Raw genomic sequence first — 16,785 nt, 5'->3', positions numbered from 1 at the left:
CTTGTTATTTCCTCAGTAACAAGTTTATGTTTGAAAAACACTCAAAACACTCAAAACACTCAAAACACTCAAAACACTCAAATAGTTAACTTTTTTCCTATGCACCGTTTTTGATATTGATTTGTATTACCATTTGCTTTAATTTGTTTTAATACTATAAAAATTATGGCTTTCTATGTCTGCACCACAGGCCTATCAACGCAACAAATTTGATTTTGATATTTTAGTTGTTGAAGACGATACATTACTTAATGATCAAATTACTGAATTACTAGCTAACCAAGGGTACTCTGTTACACAGTGTTTTGATGGTAATCATGCACTTGATTTAGCAGTTGCTCAGCGCTTTAGCCTTATTTTATTAGATGTTATGTTGCCGGAAAAAGACGGCTTGGCAGTGCTCAATATTTTACGTAGTTGTAATAGCACCCCTGTTATAATTGTATCGGCAAAACATGCTGAAGAAGAGCGCATTCTAGGTCTATCAGCCGGTGCGGATGATTATTTAGCGAAACCCTTTAATAGCCAAGAATTATTATTACGCGTAGATTCAGTACTAAGACGTGTTTTTAAACAAGACACTAATACTCCTTATATTGCTAATATCGATGGACTTGAGATAGATAGCTTACATCAACAGGTTTTTCTACATTGTGAGCTATTAACTTTTACGCCTATTGAGTTTGGCTTACTGCAAATTTTAATGAAAAACCAAGCACAAATACTGTTAAAACCTTTCTTATATCAAGTGGTGCTAAACAAACGTTTTAGCCAGTACGATCGTAGTTTAGATATGCATATGAGTCGTATTCGAAAAAAGTTAAATAATGCTGGCTGGGATGGCAGTCGTTTACACACAGTGCATGGCCAAGGATACTGTATTAAATGACACGACGTCTATTTTGGAAGCTGTGCTTAATTATTGGTACCGGTGTTGTTGCGATGTTCTATTTAATTAATGTCGCGGTTAATCACTTTGAAAATGATATGAGTATGTTAAGTGATTCAAGCCGAACAGAATTAACTGATTGGCAAACAAAGGCTGAGATTATATTTGATCAAGGCGATATGAGCGAGCTTGAGCGTTGGGTCGATAACTTGCAGCAACAAGAAAATATTTGGGCTGTAATTGCCAAAGCGAATGTGGTTGAGTTAGCTGGTAATCGCTCTCATCGTTATGAGTATACCGGGTATAATTTAGGGCGTAGCATTAATTGGAAAATCCATCTGTACTTCGACCGTGCACCGGCTATGCAGTTACCTTTTAAAGATGGTACAACTAGCCTTGTTGTGCAGTTGCCGCAAAGAATGCGTCCGGGGTCGCTTTGGAATTTAACACGCTTGTCGTTACAAGTTTTATTACCAATGTCTATATTGGTATGTTTATCTATTGTGTTATATCGTCATATCATGCATCCAATTAAAGAACTCGACTTAGCAAGTAGGGCATTTAGTAAAGGAGACTTTAGCGTCAGGGTTCGGGAGCAGTTGGGCTCACGTAACGACGAACTGTCTCAATTAGCTGAAACATTTGATTTAATGGCTGAGCGGATCAGTGAGCAAATTATGCACCAACGTGTATTATTAACGGATCTCTCCCACGAGTTGAGAACACCTTTAACACGCTTAGATATCGCAACGGATAACTTACTCTCTCACAGGGAGGAGGGCGTAGAGGACACACAAATTAAATTAGAACGTATTCATAAAGAGTCACAGCACATTCGTAAGTTAGTGGATGACACGCTAACTTTGTCTTGGTTAGATAATGAATCACCTCAGTTACGTATTGAACCTTTGGACTTAGTCGATTTACTCGAAATCCTCATTGAAGATGGACGTTTTGAGTACCCAGATAAACTGATTTCTGCTGACTTACCTAATCAAGCTCATATTGAAAACAGTAATCATAGGGCATTAGGTCAAGCACTTGAGAATATACTTAGAAATGCACTACGTTACACACCCATTAATAAACAAGTGCGCGTTAGTCTCATTGATCATGAATATGAATATCAAATTATTATTTCAGATCAAGGCCCTGGAGTGCCTAAAGAGCATTTAAATACTATTTTTAGGCCTTTCTTTCGGATTGATTCAGCCCGTTCGTGCAACAGTGATAGTTTTGGTTTAGGGCTTGCTTTAGCACAGCGACAATTAAACGCGATCGCAGCAACAGTATTTGCTACAAATAGCATTGCCGGTGGCTTAATCATGACGGTAACAGTACCTAAAGGTGTATAAAATTATATTTATTATTGTTAATACATCCAATTAATGAATAATTAAATCAGCATCTTAATTAATCCTATAGCTTAAGTAGGTTTCATTTCTGTGTTTTATTCACGCTAAATGTAACAAATGTAAAGTTGCTATGCTTTTACTTAAAAGAAAATGATAATCCTTCTTATTTACCATTGAGAAGGAACGTTCCCCTTGAAAAAGTTAGCCTTAGTGAGTGCCATTTGTACATCATTCAGTTCACCTATATCCGCGCAAGAACTTGCTAAAAGTAAAGCATCTGTTGAAAAAATATCTGTAGTTGGCTCTGCAACTAATTTGAGTATTACAGCTGAAGAAATAGAACAATATCAAGCAAGTGATCTGGCTGATATTTTTCGACATTCACCTTCTGTTAGCGTGGGTGGCTCGGTAGGCGTTGCGCAAAAGATCTATATTCGTGGTGTTGAAGATTCTTTATTAAATATAACGGTTGATGGTGCACAACAAACATCAACGTTATTTCATCATATTGGCCGTGTAACAATAGATCCAGACCTACTGCAACAAATAGATGTACAAGCGGGGGCCGGTGAAGCAACAAGTGGTCCTGGTGCGATTGGTGGCTCTATACGCTTTAAAACTAAAGACGCACAAGACCTACTTAACCAAGGTGAACAATTTGGTGGGCGTGTTAAAGCAAGTTATTTTTCAAATGACGGCACGCGTTTCAGTACCAGTGTATACGGTAAATTAAGTGATACATGGGGGTTATTAGGATATTTCAGTACTGTGGATCGCGATAACATGGAAGATGGTGATGGCGATACTATTTATGGTACAGCTGCTGATCAAGATATGATGTTTATTAAAGTCAGTGGTGAGTTAGCAGATAATCATCATTTATCGTTAAGTATTGAAAAACGCGACGAAGAAGGGGATTTTTCGGCACGTCCTAACTGGGCGGTGCAAGAAGGTGATGCTTTGTACCCAAGCGAAGCAAAACGAGATACTTACGTTGCTAATTATATATTTTCTCACAATAACTTATTGTATTTAGAGGCGACAGCATACAAAACCGAATCATCTTTTAATGGTGGTCGTTTTGCTTGGCTTGCTGACATTGATACATATGGCTTAGATATTCGTAATACAAGTATTATTGATGAACATAAATTTATTTATGGTGTTGATTATAGAAACGATGAGGTGTCGAGCGGATCTGCAGCAGGTACAAAAGAAAATGCAGAACAAGGCAGTGTACTTGGGATTTATGCGCAAGGTTATAGTGATATTACCCCACAACTTTTACTGAGCTATGGGGTGCGTTTTGATAGTTATAAGTTTAAACAAGACATCTTATTAGATGAATATTATGGCACTGCAATTACAGAAAGTGCATCGAGTTTAGACGATAGTGAAGTAAGTTTTAATATAGGTTTAGCATACGACATAAATGATGCTTGGACAGTAGGGCTTGGGTATGCTGAAGCTGCGCGTGGAAAACAAATAGGCGATGGCTTTACCATCGATGGATATTTATATGATGGCTCAGATATTCCCGTGGCGGATGAAAGTTTAGTACCTGAGACGGTCGCCAATATTGAGGCATCCATAACGTACACAAGTGAAAATTTATCCGCTAAGGCCAGTATTTACAATTCTTCTTTAGATGATGTGATATTTGAAGGATATGAAGGAGACTCGGTTTATAACAATATAGGCACGTTAGATACTAAAGGGTTTGAGTTTGACCTAGCATATCGCTTAAATTCATTTGATTTCTTCATTGGATTTTCAGCTACTGATACAGAGCTTGACCCTCGTAATGGTCTATATACTGTAAGCTATGATGCAATTGATATTAATGGTTATGAGTTTGTCGGTTTAGGTAATAGCAGAGGTAATACATGGGTTGCCGGCGTTGATTACGATGTTAACACCGATGCAAAGGTTGGTTTTAGTGTAACTAAAGTCGATTCGCTTGATATTGATACTCTTCATCAAGCCGTTGATCTTGGTTGGACCGATTCTTTATATACCCTAAATAAACCAAGCTATACCACTTTTGATCTATATGGACAGTGGAATGTGACGAATTCATTATTATTGAATGTTGCTGTTACTAATTTATTTAATGAGTTATATATCGATCATTCAAGTGTGGGTGATTACAGTGAAGTATTTGGTACTGTTGTTGGTCCATACGAATCTGGGCGCGATATTCGCTTATCGATTTCCTACCAGTTTTAAGAATAAGTAACTTATTTTATGTTCTTAAAACTATTTAAAAAGTGGGTCTTTTGGGCCCACTTAATTATAGGTCTAATCGCCGGTTTATTTATTTTTAGCATGTCGTTCACGGGTTTTCTATTAACCTATGAACGACAGATTGTTGAGCTAGATGAAATGCGATTTACTGTAAATAACACCTATGTTCAACAGCGACTATCGGCTGATGATGTTGTGGATATTTTGCGAAAATCGCATCCGAGTCAATCACATATTTATATTCGTTGGGTTAATCGAGAAGGGGCTGCCATTCCTGCCTGGGCTGGAAAGCATAGCTACTTATTACACCCTTATACAGGAGACGTGCTTCGTGAAGGAGAGGGGTTGGCGGCTGACTTTTTTCACGTTGTAACTGATATACATCGTTATTTGTTACTGCATGGCGCTTCGCAGGTGATTGGTAAAAATATAAATGGCTACGCTAATCTATTTTTTATCTTTTTATTACTATCGGGTGCTTACCTGTGGTTCCCAAAGCGATTTAACCGCTCTGCGTTAAAAGGATACTTATTACTAGCAAAGAGTTACAAATCATCACATCATCGAAATAGGCAGTGGCATTTAGTTTTTGGGATTTGGTGTTTACCGGTTTTACTCGTTTTGTCATTAACGGCTACTTTGTTTCATTTTGACTGGGCGAATAAAGCGTTATATGGCGCGTTTGGGCAAAACGTACCCGAGCGAGAAAAGCATCTACCAGTATTCGATTTATCGGCAGATGAAGTACTGTACGATACTTTATTTCAACAAGCTAAAGTACATGCAATTAACAATGGTGCCGCTGATTGGTATTCAATGTGGTTAGAATTAGGTGACAAAAAACACGAAGCACGTTTTTATATTGATACCAGTATAGGGAATCGTCAAGAATATGCGTATTCATTATTTTTAGATACTCGCACGGGGGATGTAACTAAAACGCTAAAAAAATCGGATTGGACGCGAGGTGATCAAGCATGGGGAACATCTCGATTTTTACATACCGGTGAATACTTTGGTTTTTTAGGGCAAACATTAGCTGGTTTGGCATCATTGCTCGCATGTTTTTTAGTGTATACAGGTATAGTTTTAGCATGGAAGCGATTGATAACTAAGCGCTAATTTACACTTCTCGTCGAGTATTTGATTGCTTGAGATGTGCGATTTGATATATAAGAATTTATTTTACACAAAAAAGCCAGCGCATTAGGCGCTGGCTTTTAGTATTCAAATGCTTACTTAGTTAAGCCGCATCAGCTTCTTTTTTAACGCTATTTCGTGCTGCTTTGCCTGCAAGCAAATCAGCAGGATCAAAGTCATCAACGTTAATAACATCTAAACGAGATTGCTCAACAGCAGCTAGTTTATCAGCCTCTGCTTGGCTTAATATGCCTGCTTCAAGCCCCATTTGCGCTACCTTATCAAGCTGGAAGAATGGCAGTTTAAGGCCTTTCTCTTTACATACTCTTTCAAATAATGGCTCAACGTCTAGGATGTCTTTAAGCGTTTGCTCTTGACGACCCACAAGGTTTAGCGGCTCATTTTTTAAGTATACGTAGCTTGCTAAACGGTTACGCGTTTCACTAGGTACTTGTAGTAGTTGCGCAAGTTTATGCTCAAGTTGGTCAGTTGGTTTACGAACCGGGCGACCAAACGGGAATAACAATACTTTTAAAACACCACGCAGTGGAGCCGAAGGCATGTTATTAATTAAATCAGCAAGTGCACGTTGGCAATGGTAAAGATGATCTTGGCAACTCCATTTTACTAGAGCAAAATCTTCTTTTTTACGGCCTTCGTCGTTGTAACGCTTAAGCGTTGCAGATACTAAGTATAGGTAACTAAGTAAATCACCTAAACGAGCTGAAATACGTTCTTTACGTTTAAGTGAGCCACCAAATACTGCCATGCTAATGTCAGACATAAGTGCAAGTGATGCACTAAAGCGCGACGCTATACGGTAAAATTCAGCTGTTTCGTCGTTGTACGGCACACTTGTAAAACGAGCGCCGGTAAGTGCAAGCCATTTAGTACGTACGAGGTTCGACATAGTAAAACCAATGTGACCCATTAGCGCTTTATCAAATACGTTAAGCGCTTCTTCGCGGTCTTCAATTTCGCACGCACCTAGTTCGGTAAGTACAAATGGATGACAGCGAATTGCACCTTGACCGTAAATAATCATATTACGGGTCAAGATATTTGCACCTTCAACGGTAATGGCAATAGGTGCACCTTGATAGCCACGACCTAAATAGTTATTTGGCCCAAGCATGATGCCCTTACCGCCAAGTACATCCATTGCATGAATAGTTGCATCACGCATTTGCTCTGTCAGGTGGTATTTAATAATGGCAGAAACAACTGATGGCTTTTCGCCCAAATCAACCGCACCTGTAGACATACTAACCGCAGCATCAGAGCTGTAAGCGTAACCAGCAAGTTTTGCTAGTGACTCTTCAACACCTTCCATTTTACCAATAGGTAAGCGGAACTGGCGACGAATGCGGCTATACGCACCCGTTGCAACGGCAATCATTTTAATGCCGCCAGCAGAATTTGACGGCAATGTAATTGCACGACCAACCGATAAACACTCAACCAGCATGCGCCAGCCTTGACCAGCCATATCTGGACCACCAATAATATAATCAAGTGGTACGAAAATGTCTTTACCGCGAGTAGGACCATTTTGAAATGGTACGTTTAGCGGGAAATGTCGACGACCAATTTCAACTCCAGGAGTGTCCGTTGGAATAAGTGCACAGGTGATGCCTGGCTCTTTATTGTCACCAATTAGCCCATCTGGATCTTGTAACTTAAACGCAAGACCAAGTACGGTAGCAACTGGGGCAAGTGTAATGTAACGCTTATTCCACGTTAAACTAACACCCACAACCTCTTCACCATTCCATAGCCCTTTACATACCACACCGTAGTCTGGAATTGAGCTTGCATCAGAGCCCGCTTCTGGCGAAGTTAACGCAAAACATGGAATTTCTTGACCGCTCGCTAAGCGCGGTAAGTAATGATCTTTTTGCTCTTTTGTACCATAGTGTTGTAATAATTCACCAGGGCCTAAAGAATTCGGTACACCCACAATTGACGAAAGTAATGTTGATTTACTTGTTAGTTTTTGAAGTACACAAGACTGTGCAAATGCAGAAAACTCTAAACCGCCGTATTCTTTTTTGATGATCATGGCAAAGAATTTATTATCTTTTAGATATTGCCATACATCTTGAGGAAGGTCGGTTAGTTCGTGCGTTGCTTCCCAATCGTCCAACATGCCACATACTACTTCAACAGGGCCATCAACAAAGGCTTGCTCTTCAATAGTAAGTTTAGGAACTGGGTATTGGTGAAGTTTTTTCCAATCTGGGTTACCGCAAAATAAGTCAGCTTCCCACCAAGTTGTACCGGCATCAATAGCTGATTTTTCAGTATCAGACATGCTTGGCGTTACTTTTTTGAACACAGCAAAAATAGGCTTGATGATATATTGCTGACGAAGGCCAGTAACAGAAAGAGGAACCGCGATGATCAAAAAGATCAACCAGCTAATTAAACCAAAAGCACCGGCGAAGGTACCTATAAGTAGGGTTGCGGCAGAAACACCAAGTGCTGTGTTCCAACTCGCTCTGTGGTAAATCGCTGTGCAAAGCAGCACGATTAAACCGAGTGTAAATATGAGTGTCATTTTTATTCCTTAATAGAGGTCAGACCACCTCACTTAGAGTAGCGCTAGTCACAGTAATTTTCAAGTACATAACGATGTTAAATTGTAGTAGAAAGTAACTTAAATACGATATTTAATTACCCGACAGAGGAACACTCAATAACTATCGTATAGTCAAAGCATTAGCCGTAAGTAGTGTTAACGTAAAAATAAATAAATCTAATAGCAAAATGACACTTTTTAAGTAAGTATAGCCGTTATAGCGGGCTGCAAATTAGTGTACGCTTAATACACAAATATAACGCTATTTATTTTAATGTATGGTTTTTAAGGGTTATTTTATTAATGTGTGAATTACTTGGCATGTCAGCCAATGTGCCTACTGATATCTGTTTTAGTTTTTCAGGTCTTTTAGAACGTGGCGGAAACACGGGACCACATAAAGATGGTTGGGGTATTACGTTTTACGAAGGTAAAGGCTGCAGAACCTTTAAAGATCCGCAGCCGAGTTATCAATCTGAAATTGCAAAGCTCGTTAAAGCATACCCCATTAAAAGTGTCTCGGTTATTAGCCATATACGCCAAGGTAACCGCGGGAGAGTGTGCCTTGAAAATACTCATCCTTTTACGCGAGAGTTATGGGGGCGTGAAATTACTTACGCTCATAACGGGCAGCTATCTAATTATCATGATTTAAAACCGCAGTACTATCGCCCAGTGGGTAACACCGATAGCGAACTCGCTTTTTGTTGGTTGCTTGATAAAATTCGCGAAAAATACCCGAAGCGTCCAAGTAATATGGCGTCGGTTTTTAGATACGCGGCTAAGCTTTCGCAAACTCTGCGTGAAAAAGGGGTGTTTAATATGTTATTGACCGACGGGGTGTTTGTTTTAGCGTATTGCACTAATAACTTACATTACATAACGCGCCGTGCGCCATTTGGTAAAGCAACATTGATTGATGCCGACATGGTGGTTGATTTTCAACAAGAGACCACACCAAACGATGTAGTAACAGTTATAGCTACAAGGCCTTTGACGAATGATGAGCGCTGGCAAAAAATGGAGCCGGGGGAATTTGCATTATTTAAAATGGGTGAGCTAATTTAGCCCACCTATTTTAAATATTAGCTTAACTTTGGTTTAATTAAATTTAGTTAGCTTCTTGAGGTTGTTGTGCTGTTGCAGGCGCAACAGCTGTAGGCGCAGTAACAGTAAATGAATTCATTTGAACTTCAAACTGCTCCATACCTTTTTCGCCTTTCCACATACGTACCAGCATGTAATCCATTTCTGGCGCAAACCATGCAATTGCTTGGCGTTTATCGTTATCGTATAAACGTTTAACTTTAATGGCTTCTACATTACCGATAGGTAGTGAGATCATCTCTTTTTCAACAACTTCAAAGTTGTAGTCGCGGCGGTTACCTTTTTTGTCTATAAGCGGGAATGAAAAGCTCGTTTCGCCTTTTTTCAACCCTTCGCGCACTTGCACTTGGTATGAAATAGCATCCTGAAATTCATCAGTCCATTCGCACTTAAGTGGGTATTCGCTAGCGCTGCTAGTCACTACTTTGTTTGTTGTATCAAAATCAATTTTATAATCTTTATCTGGGCCTGTCCCTGTACGAATCATGTTGTAATGATGCGGGGTAACCTTGCCATCTTTAAAGGTAAACTTTGATGTTTCTTCACGAGAGTCAGAGAAAATCATCCACTCAATATTGCTGTGGTATGTAAGTTCATAAGTATCGTCGCCCGTTTTTTTGAGCTCACGAACAGCCTCACCATGATTTTTACCTTTGCGTAAAATATCGTAATTAGCTTGATACTGGGTCAATTCGCCTGCAATTAGGCTAGTTGGAAGTAAAGCGCCCGCACATAACAACAGGGCACTTATTTTTTATTGTGGGTAGTGCGCGCCGTGTGCAGGAAGTTGTTTTTTGTCAAGAACTGCATAATCTGCTTCCATAGTAAGTCTGTGTTCACTGAACCACTTGACCACCAAAGGATAAATTACATGCTCTTGCTCATGCACGCGTTTTGCTAATGTTTCTGCTGTATCATCCTTGAGTACAGGTATTTGCGCCTGAAGAATAACGGGACCGCCGTCTAACTCTTCAGTAACAAAGTGAACACTTACGCCATGAACATTATCTTTTGCATCAATTGCTCTTTGGTGGGTATTCAGCCCCTGATACTTAGGCAACAAAGATGGATGAATGTTCAACATTTTTCCAACATATTTTTGCACTAAGCTAGGAGTAAGAATACGCATAAATCCAGCTAATACAACTAGATTTGGCATCAAAGAGTCGATAACGTTCATTAATTGCGCATCGTACGCTTCGCGCGAGTCAAAATCTTTATGACTGAGCACTTTTGTAGCAATACCTGCTTGTTTTGCACGCTCTAGGCCATAAGCGTCTGCTTTATTACTAATAACAGCCGCTATATGCCCGTTTATCTCGCCACGTTCGCAGGCATCTATGATGGCTTGTAAATTAGAGCCACTACCTGAGATTAAAACTACCAGACGAGTCGGTGCCATTACTTAGCACCACCTACAATTTCAACTTGCTCTTCGCCAGCTGCTGCATCTTGAATTTCACCAAGGTGCCATGCATTTTCGCCCAAGTCTTTTAGCATTGTTAAGCTTTGCTCAAGTTTGTCTGCAGGGACTACTAAAACCATGCCTACACCACAGTTAAATGTACGGTACATTTCGTGTGTAGTAATGTTGCCGTTTTCTTGTAACCAATTAAAAATTGGTGGCCACTGCCAGCTATCACCTTTAACTACAGCTTTTGCTGAAGTGGGTAATACGCGTGGAATGTTTTCCCAAAAACCGCCGCCAGTAATATGCGAAAGCGCATGTACGTCAACGTTTTTGAATAACTCAAGTAAAGGTTTTACGTAAATACGCGTAGGCTCAAGTAGAGTTTCGCCTAATGTTTTACCTTCAAAGTCAGCGCTGGTATCAGCTTTTGACACTTCAAGTACTTTACGAATTAAAGAGAAGCCGTTTGAATGAGGACCGCTTGAAGCAAGTGCAATAAGCTGATCGCCTGCTGCTACTTTTGTGCCATCAATAATTTTTGATTTTTCTACAACGCCTGTACAAAAGCCTGCCATGTCGTAGTCTTCACCATCATACATACCTGGCATTTCAGCTGTTTCGCCACCAATTAGGGCACAACCTGAAATTTCACAACCTTTGCCAATGCCTGTCACTACGTCAGCTGCTGTGTCTACATCTAGTTTACCCGTTGCATAGTAATCTAGAAAAAACAGGGGTTCAGCACCTTGAACAATTAAGTCGTTTACACACATTGCAACTAAATCAATACCAACCGTATCGTGTTTTTTTAAGTCGATTGCTAAACGTAGTTTAGTACCAACGCCATCTGTGCCTGCAACTAATACTGGTTGCTTGTAACCTTCAGGAATTTCACAAAGTGCGCCAAAACCACCAATTCCGCCCATTACTTCAGGACGACGAGTTTTTTTAACTACGCCTTTAATACGCTCAACAAGTGCATTACCAGCGTCGATATCTACGCCCGCGTCTTTATAGCTTAGAGACTGTTTTTGTTCGCTCACAGGTTTTCCTCAAAATAGTTGTTTTGGGTTGCTTAGAAACGCGCGTATTTTACAACAATTGCAAGGTCGCGGCTAGCGCAAATGTAATTTTGAAATAATAAACAAGGACACTTGTCCGCTGCTTGTTGTTTAAATAAACAAAAAAACGCCCCCAGGCGTTTTTTAGTATTTAAGGCGTTAAATTAACCGCTATGCTTTTGCAGTTAATATTGCTCTAAGCGGAGCAGGGTAGCCTTCAATTGTTTTACTTGTGTCGTTTGGATCTAAAAAGTCGATTAACGATTCGTTTTCCATCCAATTGGTTTTGCGTTGTTCTTCAAGCGTGGTAATAGCGCAATCTTTTATTTGCACATCTTTAAAGCCAACGCGTTCCATCCACAGTTTTAATGCTGCAGTACTTGGAATAAACCAAACGTTGCGCATTTTAGCGTAGCGATCAGTTGGGACTAATACTGTGTTTTCGTCACCTTCAATTACTAGGGTTTCAAGTACAAGTTCGCCGCCTGGGCGTAGCTGCGCTTTTAATTGCGCTAAAAAGTCGATAGGTGAGCGACGATGATAAAGTACGCCCATCGAAAAAACCGTATCAAACGCTTTAAGCTCGGGTAATGCTTCAACACCTAGTGGCAGTAAATGTACGTTTTCATCTGGGTTGTAGTGTTTAATTGCCTGAAACTGACATAAAAATAAATCAGATGGATCAATACCCACGACAAACTCTGCGCCTTCACCGCGCATACGCCATAAATGATAACCTGAGCCACAACCAATATCTAAAACAGTGCGGCCTTTTAATGGCTCAATATGAGGCAGGAGTCTGTCCCACTTCCAATCACTGCGCCACTCTGTATCTATTTCAATACCGTGCACATTAAACGGGCCTTTGCGCCATGGCATCATGCGTTTTAATAAATGCATGGCTTGCTTTTGCTCGCCATCACTCATCTCCCCTGGTGCGCCAATTTCTACCTTAGTAGAAATATCAACATGACTTGTTGAAACCTCAGGCAAGTTTTTAAGTACTTTTTGCCATTTAGGTAAATCACCGTGGCTAGCCTCGTTTTGCCAATGTTTTAATTGTGCAGGCAGTGTTTCTAGCCAGTGACTAAGTGGGCTTTGTGCAATAGATGCGTAAAATTGGTTAAACCATTGAGACATGGATGACTCTCTTTATTTAATTGCTACCATTGAGCAAAAATTAAAACATTGATACCACACTTGAGTTTGGCTAAAACCAATATCTTGTAAGCGAGTAAAGTGAGCGCTTAGTGTATCTGGGCGCATAACGTTTTCGATGGCGGTACGCTTTTGGCTTATTTCAAGCTCAGAGTAGCCATTGTGACGTTTAAAGTCGTGGTGTAAATCAATCAATAAATTGTCGCATTGCTCATTTTCAGCTTTAATTTTTTCGCTTAGCAGCAATACACCACCAGGTTTTAAATTAGCATATATTTTTTCAAGCACAGCTTGGCGCTGCGCGTGTGGAATAAACTGCAACGTAAAATTCATTGCTACTACCGAGGCGTTTTGAATTTCAAGCTCGTTAATATCGCCTAAAGTAACAGTAACAGGCACATCTGATTTAAAACCTTGTAAATGTACCTTACAACGTTCAACCATTGCTTGAGAGTTATCTACCGCTATTATATGGCAGTTATCGGTACGAATATTACGGCGCATACTAAGTGTTACGGCGCCCAGTGAGCAGCCTAAATCATAAAGATTTGAGTTACTTTGCGCGTATTCACCGGCGAGTTTACCCATTGTACTGACAATAGTTGCGTAGCCCGGTACTGAGCGTTGAATCATATCGGGAAATACTTCGACTACATTTTGGTCAAAGCTAAAATCTTTTACTTGTTGCTCAGAGGCATAAATACTGTCTTTTATGGTCACGAAAGCAGTCTCTTTTAAAATAATAGTGCTATTTTAACATTTTATACTGGATAGTCAGTGATAAATTCAGTAGCTTGACTAGAATTATGAATAATAAGCACAAAAAGAGATTATTAAATGAGTAAAAGTAAGGTGATTAGTACCGACGATATTTTAGCTACCCTGTGTCATTCTGTAACAGGCGTACTTACCTCAGCCAGCGGCAACAGCATTAGCTATTCTGCAATGGTACAAAAAATAACGCGAACATGTATGCGCCCAGATATTGGTTGCTTTGTTTTGTTTGATGGTGGCTTTACCGGATTGGTAATTACTAACTTCACCTCGCAAGCAGCAATGGAAATTTATGGCGATTATATGCGTAATATGGGGATGCCAGAAGAAGAAATAGCGCATAGCCATTTATCAGACGATGTGTCTAACGTATTAGGTGAGTTAATGAACCAAATTGTTGGCGACTTTACATCTAAAGTACGCGAACAATTACACACTTCTATTACGCAAAATCAGCCAAAAATGATGGCAATTAACAAACAAGTGCAAATATCGGTAGATACCACGATGGATCGCCCACAAGCACGTCGCGTAACATTTACTACCAGTAAGCAAAATATCTTTTACCTAGAACTTGCTATGGATAAAACTGAGTTTATTAAACTGCATGATTTTGACATTGTAGAAGCTATAGACCCTGATGACATTATCGAAAATGAAGCCAAACAACAAGCTGAAAAATCTAAAGCAGCTGCGTCTTCTGGACAAGATGACGACGATGACGACTTCATGGCAGGCTTAGGGCTTTAAGTTTATTTATGTAGGTTGGGTTGAGTGAAACGAAACCCAACGACTACTGCTCTATCAATTTTTGCCACCGAAGCTTAGTTAATTAACCAAAAACGCGTATTTGATATCGTCGTTTTTTGTTTTAGATAATAATTAATATTATAAGGCAACAAACAGTTTATTTATGAGTTACTTGGTGTGAATTTTGCTTGTAGTTATGACTGTGAACAGATTAATTCATCAAAAGGGGAAATAGATGCAACTTACTCATAATTTAATGGACCTATACTTTAATTATAACGGCAGAGTTGGTGATGTGAAGGGCGCTCAAGAGGGCATTGAGGAATTTGAGCAAATAGCTAAAACGGCTTCAACTGAGGAGGAAAAACTTCGTTATGAGCAAGCTGCAGAGAAGTTAAAAACCGAAATACTCCCAAAAATGCAAAAAGAGATGGAGCAACTAGCTAAGGAGCTAGGGTTAGACTCTAGCGATATTGGTAAAGTAGCGAAAGCAGATTCGAAAGAATCAGCTACTTTAGCTATACGTCAGCAGCCCCATGGGCAGCTGCTATTACTAAATTCGTATGAGGTAGGCAATTATTACCACAATAAAATTTAGATGCATGCTGATTTTATATTGGAAAATACTCTAGCGGCAATTCATTACCGGATAAATAGTAACTAGGCTTTATCTTGATTAAAAGCTCAACAAGTATCTGGAAATTCGAAAGATAAACATGGCTTTGTGATCATCATTAAATTGACCGCCTAATAAGGATTCTCTCCCATCGCTACAATCACACAAAAAATTCTTAAATCTAACTCTAGCTGGTGGTAACTCGGCTCCATGTGGCAGCAAAGTTGGTAAAAGCCTTTGTTATGGTCTTTTTCTTTAAAGTGGGCGAGCTCATGTACCACTAACGCTTTTAATAATGGCTCGGGGGCGCGCAGCAAGTCGCTATTTATGGCTAAATCGTGCTTTCGGGTTTTGCCTTGCATTCGATACGTATGTGTACCCAGTGCGTTGGTGACCATATCGCCTTGCTTTTTAAATGCTGCGCGCCCAAACGGTGGTGCATTTTTTAAATACTGTTTTTTAAGCTCGGTTGCATAGCTATAAAGTAGTTTATCGCTGGTAATAGTGTGTGCTTGCGGATACTTTTTAAGTAAGTAGTCACATACCTTTTTGTTATTTATAAGGCTTAATACTTGCTCAACAATGTTAGCTGGGTAGCCGGTAAAGTAACGTGCGTATTCACTCATTATTGTTTCTCTGTCGTTTTACTTTTAAAAAAGTGCTTGCTGGTGGGCTTCTTTTTCGCCAGTAAATGGGTTTAATGCTTTGTGATCATAACCAAGGTCTTTGCAAAACTGCCTTGCTAATAATGGCGCTTCTCGGTTATCTGCCGTATGAAAAAACACATAGGGCGTTTTTCCTTCATCAAGCCATTGTTTTACTTTACTTAGCCACGGTTTATAAAAGGGTTTATAGTCGTTTTGTAAATCGGCTATTACGAAGCGCGCCATAGGCTCTGAGCCAGTAGCTATTGCATGTACCGGTAAGTGGGGCTTTTTTTGCTGTGCATCTATTAGCGCTTCGGTTGTTGGTTTTACCGCAAATAGGGCGCGAGTATCCATCGATATACGATTTATGTTGTTTGCCATTAATAATTGGTTAAGCGCTATTTCGGCTTCACCCTTTTGAAAAAACGCAGTATGACGTACCTCTACACCGTAATTAACCTCTTTTGGTAACAGGCTAATAAATTGAGCTAGTTTGGGTAAGTCACCAGGGCCAAATGCTTTAGGTAATTGCAGCATGATTTGCCCTGTTTTTTCTAAAATAGGGGTAAACAAGTTTAGCCAATCAGCAAGCTCGGTTTGAACATTAGTTAGGTGCAGCTCGTGGCTAAAGCGACGATTAAACTTAAACGTAAATTTAAAATCATCGGGTACGCTGTTTGCCCAGCGCAATACGGTACTTGGCGATGGGTCAGCGTAAAAGCTGGTATTGCCTTCAACTGAGTTAAAATGTTGGGCGTATTGGCTAAGCATATCGGCGTTTTTACATTGGCTTGAAAATAAATTGCCTTTCCATGCGTTGCTCGACCACTGAGGGCATCCAATATATAACATATAAATGACTGATAAATTACTTCGTGGCGCAAGTGTACCAAATACATGCGGTGGTTGCTGCAAATTAACATTACAAAGCTAAACACACGCCCTAGCATCTTAATGTTAGTTGAGTATAATGCAGGGCTTAATTTGATTATTTTTAGATTGCTAGCGGCTTTATTTGTATTGTGGTGACCTGTTTTTTAAATCACACG

The 16,785-nt window shown here is 39.8% G+C and carries 15 protein-coding genes; 7 read left to right on the top strand and 8 right to left on the bottom strand.

Translation table 11 applies throughout. The features are described 5' to 3' along the window. Positions 1-175: 175 nt before the first annotated feature. The 4 genes from P20495_RS01470 to P20495_RS01485 all read left to right on the top strand — a co-directional run bounded on the left by P20495_RS01470 (position 176) and on the right by P20495_RS01485 (position 5,613). Entirely contained in the window at positions 176-889 is a 714-nt protein-coding gene (locus tag P20495_RS01470; RefSeq protein WP_008139122.1) for a response regulator transcription factor, read from the top strand. Continuing rightward, a complete protein-coding gene (locus P20495_RS01475) occupies positions 886-2,244 on the top strand; it encodes a histidine kinase sensor domain-containing protein (RefSeq protein ID WP_008139121.1) in 1,359 nt (452 codons plus the stop codon). Before P20495_RS01470 ends, P20495_RS01475 begins: the two co-directional genes overlap by 4 nt. Before the next feature lie 192 nt (positions 2,245-2,436). Further along, complete coding sequence (locus tag P20495_RS01480) at positions 2,437-4,473, top strand: TonB-dependent receptor domain-containing protein (RefSeq protein WP_008139114.1); 2,037 nt, start codon at positions 2,437-2,439, stop codon at positions 4,471-4,473. Between the two features lie 18 nt (positions 4,474-4,491). Then, entirely contained in the window at positions 4,492-5,613 is a 1,122-nt protein-coding gene (locus P20495_RS01485; RefSeq protein WP_008139112.1) for a PepSY domain-containing protein, read from the top strand. Between the two features lie 121 nt (positions 5,614-5,734). On the opposite strand, the gene fadE is transcribed toward P20495_RS01485, so the two are convergent. After that, positions 5,735-8,191: an acyl-CoA dehydrogenase FadE gene (gene fadE / locus P20495_RS01490; RefSeq protein WP_008139109.1), complete on the bottom strand. Its 2,457-nt coding sequence runs from the start codon at positions 8,189-8,191 to the stop codon at positions 5,735-5,737. Between the two features lie 324 nt (positions 8,192-8,515). On the opposite strand from fadE, the gene P20495_RS01495 reads away from it, so the two are divergent. Beyond that, positions 8,516-9,280 carry a class II glutamine amidotransferase gene (locus P20495_RS01495; RefSeq protein WP_008139108.1) on the top strand — a complete coding sequence of 255 codons (765 nt, stop codon included), beginning with the start codon at positions 8,516-8,518 and terminating at the stop codon, positions 9,278-9,280. A 43-nt stretch (positions 9,281-9,323) separates the two neighbouring features. On the opposite strand, the gene P20495_RS01500 is transcribed toward P20495_RS01495, so the two are convergent. The 5 genes from P20495_RS01500 to cmoA form a co-directional block, all read right to left on the bottom strand. Next, positions 9,324-10,058, bottom strand: coding sequence for a DUF3108 domain-containing protein (locus tag P20495_RS01500; RefSeq protein ID WP_002959996.1), 735 nt, complete (start codon positions 10,056-10,058; stop codon positions 9,324-9,326). A 15-nt stretch (positions 10,059-10,073) separates the two neighbouring features. After that, complete coding sequence (purN, locus tag P20495_RS01505; protein WP_008139106.1) at positions 10,074-10,721, bottom strand: phosphoribosylglycinamide formyltransferase; 648 nt, start codon at positions 10,719-10,721, stop codon at positions 10,074-10,076. Further along, positions 10,721-11,773 (bottom strand): phosphoribosylformylglycinamidine cyclo-ligase, encoded by a 1,053-nt coding sequence (gene purM / locus P20495_RS01510; RefSeq protein ID WP_008139105.1) that lies wholly within the window; start codon positions 11,771-11,773, stop codon positions 10,721-10,723. The genes purN and purM overlap by 1 nt, the downstream gene beginning before the upstream one ends. A 189-nt stretch (positions 11,774-11,962) precedes the next feature. Further along, positions 11,963-12,931 (bottom strand): tRNA 5-methoxyuridine(34)/uridine 5-oxyacetic acid(34) synthase CmoB, encoded by a 969-nt coding sequence (cmoB, locus tag P20495_RS01515; protein WP_008139104.1) that lies wholly within the window; start codon positions 12,929-12,931, stop codon positions 11,963-11,965. A gap of 12 nt (positions 12,932-12,943) precedes the next feature. Then, positions 12,944-13,669 carry a carboxy-S-adenosyl-L-methionine synthase CmoA gene (gene cmoA, locus P20495_RS01520; RefSeq protein ID WP_007378000.1) on the bottom strand — a complete coding sequence of 242 codons (726 nt, stop codon included), beginning with the start codon at positions 13,667-13,669 and terminating at the stop codon, positions 12,944-12,946. 117 nt (positions 13,670-13,786) lie between these two features. On the opposite strand from cmoA, the gene P20495_RS01525 reads away from it, so the two are divergent. Beyond that, entirely contained in the window at positions 13,787-14,473 is a 687-nt protein-coding gene (locus P20495_RS01525; protein ID WP_008139103.1) for a DUF3334 family protein, read from the top strand. Positions 14,474-14,708: 235 nt separating this feature from the next. After that, positions 14,709-15,071: a hypothetical protein gene (locus P20495_RS01530; protein ID WP_008139102.1), complete on the top strand. Its 363-nt coding sequence runs from the start codon at positions 14,709-14,711 to the stop codon at positions 15,069-15,071. Positions 15,072-15,220: 149 nt separating this feature from the next. Here P20495_RS01530 and P20495_RS01535 read toward each other — a convergent pair whose 3' ends face one another. Both P20495_RS01535 and P20495_RS01540 read right to left on the bottom strand, forming a co-directional pair. Continuing rightward, positions 15,221-15,715, bottom strand: coding sequence for a M48 family metallopeptidase (locus tag P20495_RS01535; RefSeq protein WP_008139101.1), 495 nt, complete (start codon positions 15,713-15,715; stop codon positions 15,221-15,223). Between the two features lie 24 nt (positions 15,716-15,739). Next, on the bottom strand, positions 15,740-16,588 hold the full coding sequence (locus tag P20495_RS01540) for a DUF72 domain-containing protein (RefSeq protein WP_033016416.1): 849 nt from the start codon (positions 16,586-16,588) through the stop codon (positions 15,740-15,742). Positions 16,589-16,785 lie beyond the last annotated feature (197 nt).

The organism is Pseudoalteromonas sp. BSi20495, assembly GCF_000241185.1.
Classification (GTDB): Bacteria; Pseudomonadota; Gammaproteobacteria; order Enterobacterales; family Alteromonadaceae; genus Pseudoalteromonas; species Pseudoalteromonas fuliginea.
Note: the sequence above shows the minus strand (reverse complement) of the source record. Positions and strands in the feature narration are given on the sequence as shown.

Coding starts and splice junctions, on each gene's coding strand:
- P20495_RS01470 (WP_008139122.1), top strand. CDS start 176: ATGTCTGCACCACAGGCCTATCAACGCAACAAATTTGATTTTGATATT.
- P20495_RS01475 (WP_008139121.1), top strand. CDS start 886: ATGACACGACGTCTATTTTGGAAGCTGTGCTTAATTATTGGTACCGGT.
- P20495_RS01485 (WP_008139112.1), top strand. CDS start 4,492: ATGTTCTTAAAACTATTTAAAAAGTGGGTCTTTTGGGCCCACTTAATT.
- fadE (WP_008139109.1), bottom strand. CDS start 8,191: ATGACACTCATATTTACACTCGGTTTAATCGTGCTGCTTTGCACAGCG.
- P20495_RS01495 (WP_008139108.1), top strand. CDS start 8,516: ATGTGTGAATTACTTGGCATGTCAGCCAATGTGCCTACTGATATCTGT.
- purN (WP_008139106.1), bottom strand. CDS start 10,721: ATGGCACCGACTCGTCTGGTAGTTTTAATCTCAGGTAGTGGCTCTAAT.
- cmoB (WP_008139104.1), bottom strand. CDS start 12,931: ATGTCTCAATGGTTTAACCAATTTTACGCATCTATTGCACAAAGCCCA.
- P20495_RS01525 (WP_008139103.1), top strand. CDS start 13,787: ATGAGTAAAAGTAAGGTGATTAGTACCGACGATATTTTAGCTACCCTG.
- P20495_RS01530 (WP_008139102.1), top strand. CDS start 14,709: ATGCAACTTACTCATAATTTAATGGACCTATACTTTAATTATAACGGC.
- P20495_RS01535 (WP_008139101.1), bottom strand. CDS start 15,715: ATGAGTGAATACGCACGTTACTTTACCGGCTACCCAGCTAACATTGTT.
- P20495_RS01540 (WP_033016416.1), bottom strand. CDS start 16,588: ATGTTATATATTGGATGCCCTCAGTGGTCGAGCAACGCATGGAAAGGC.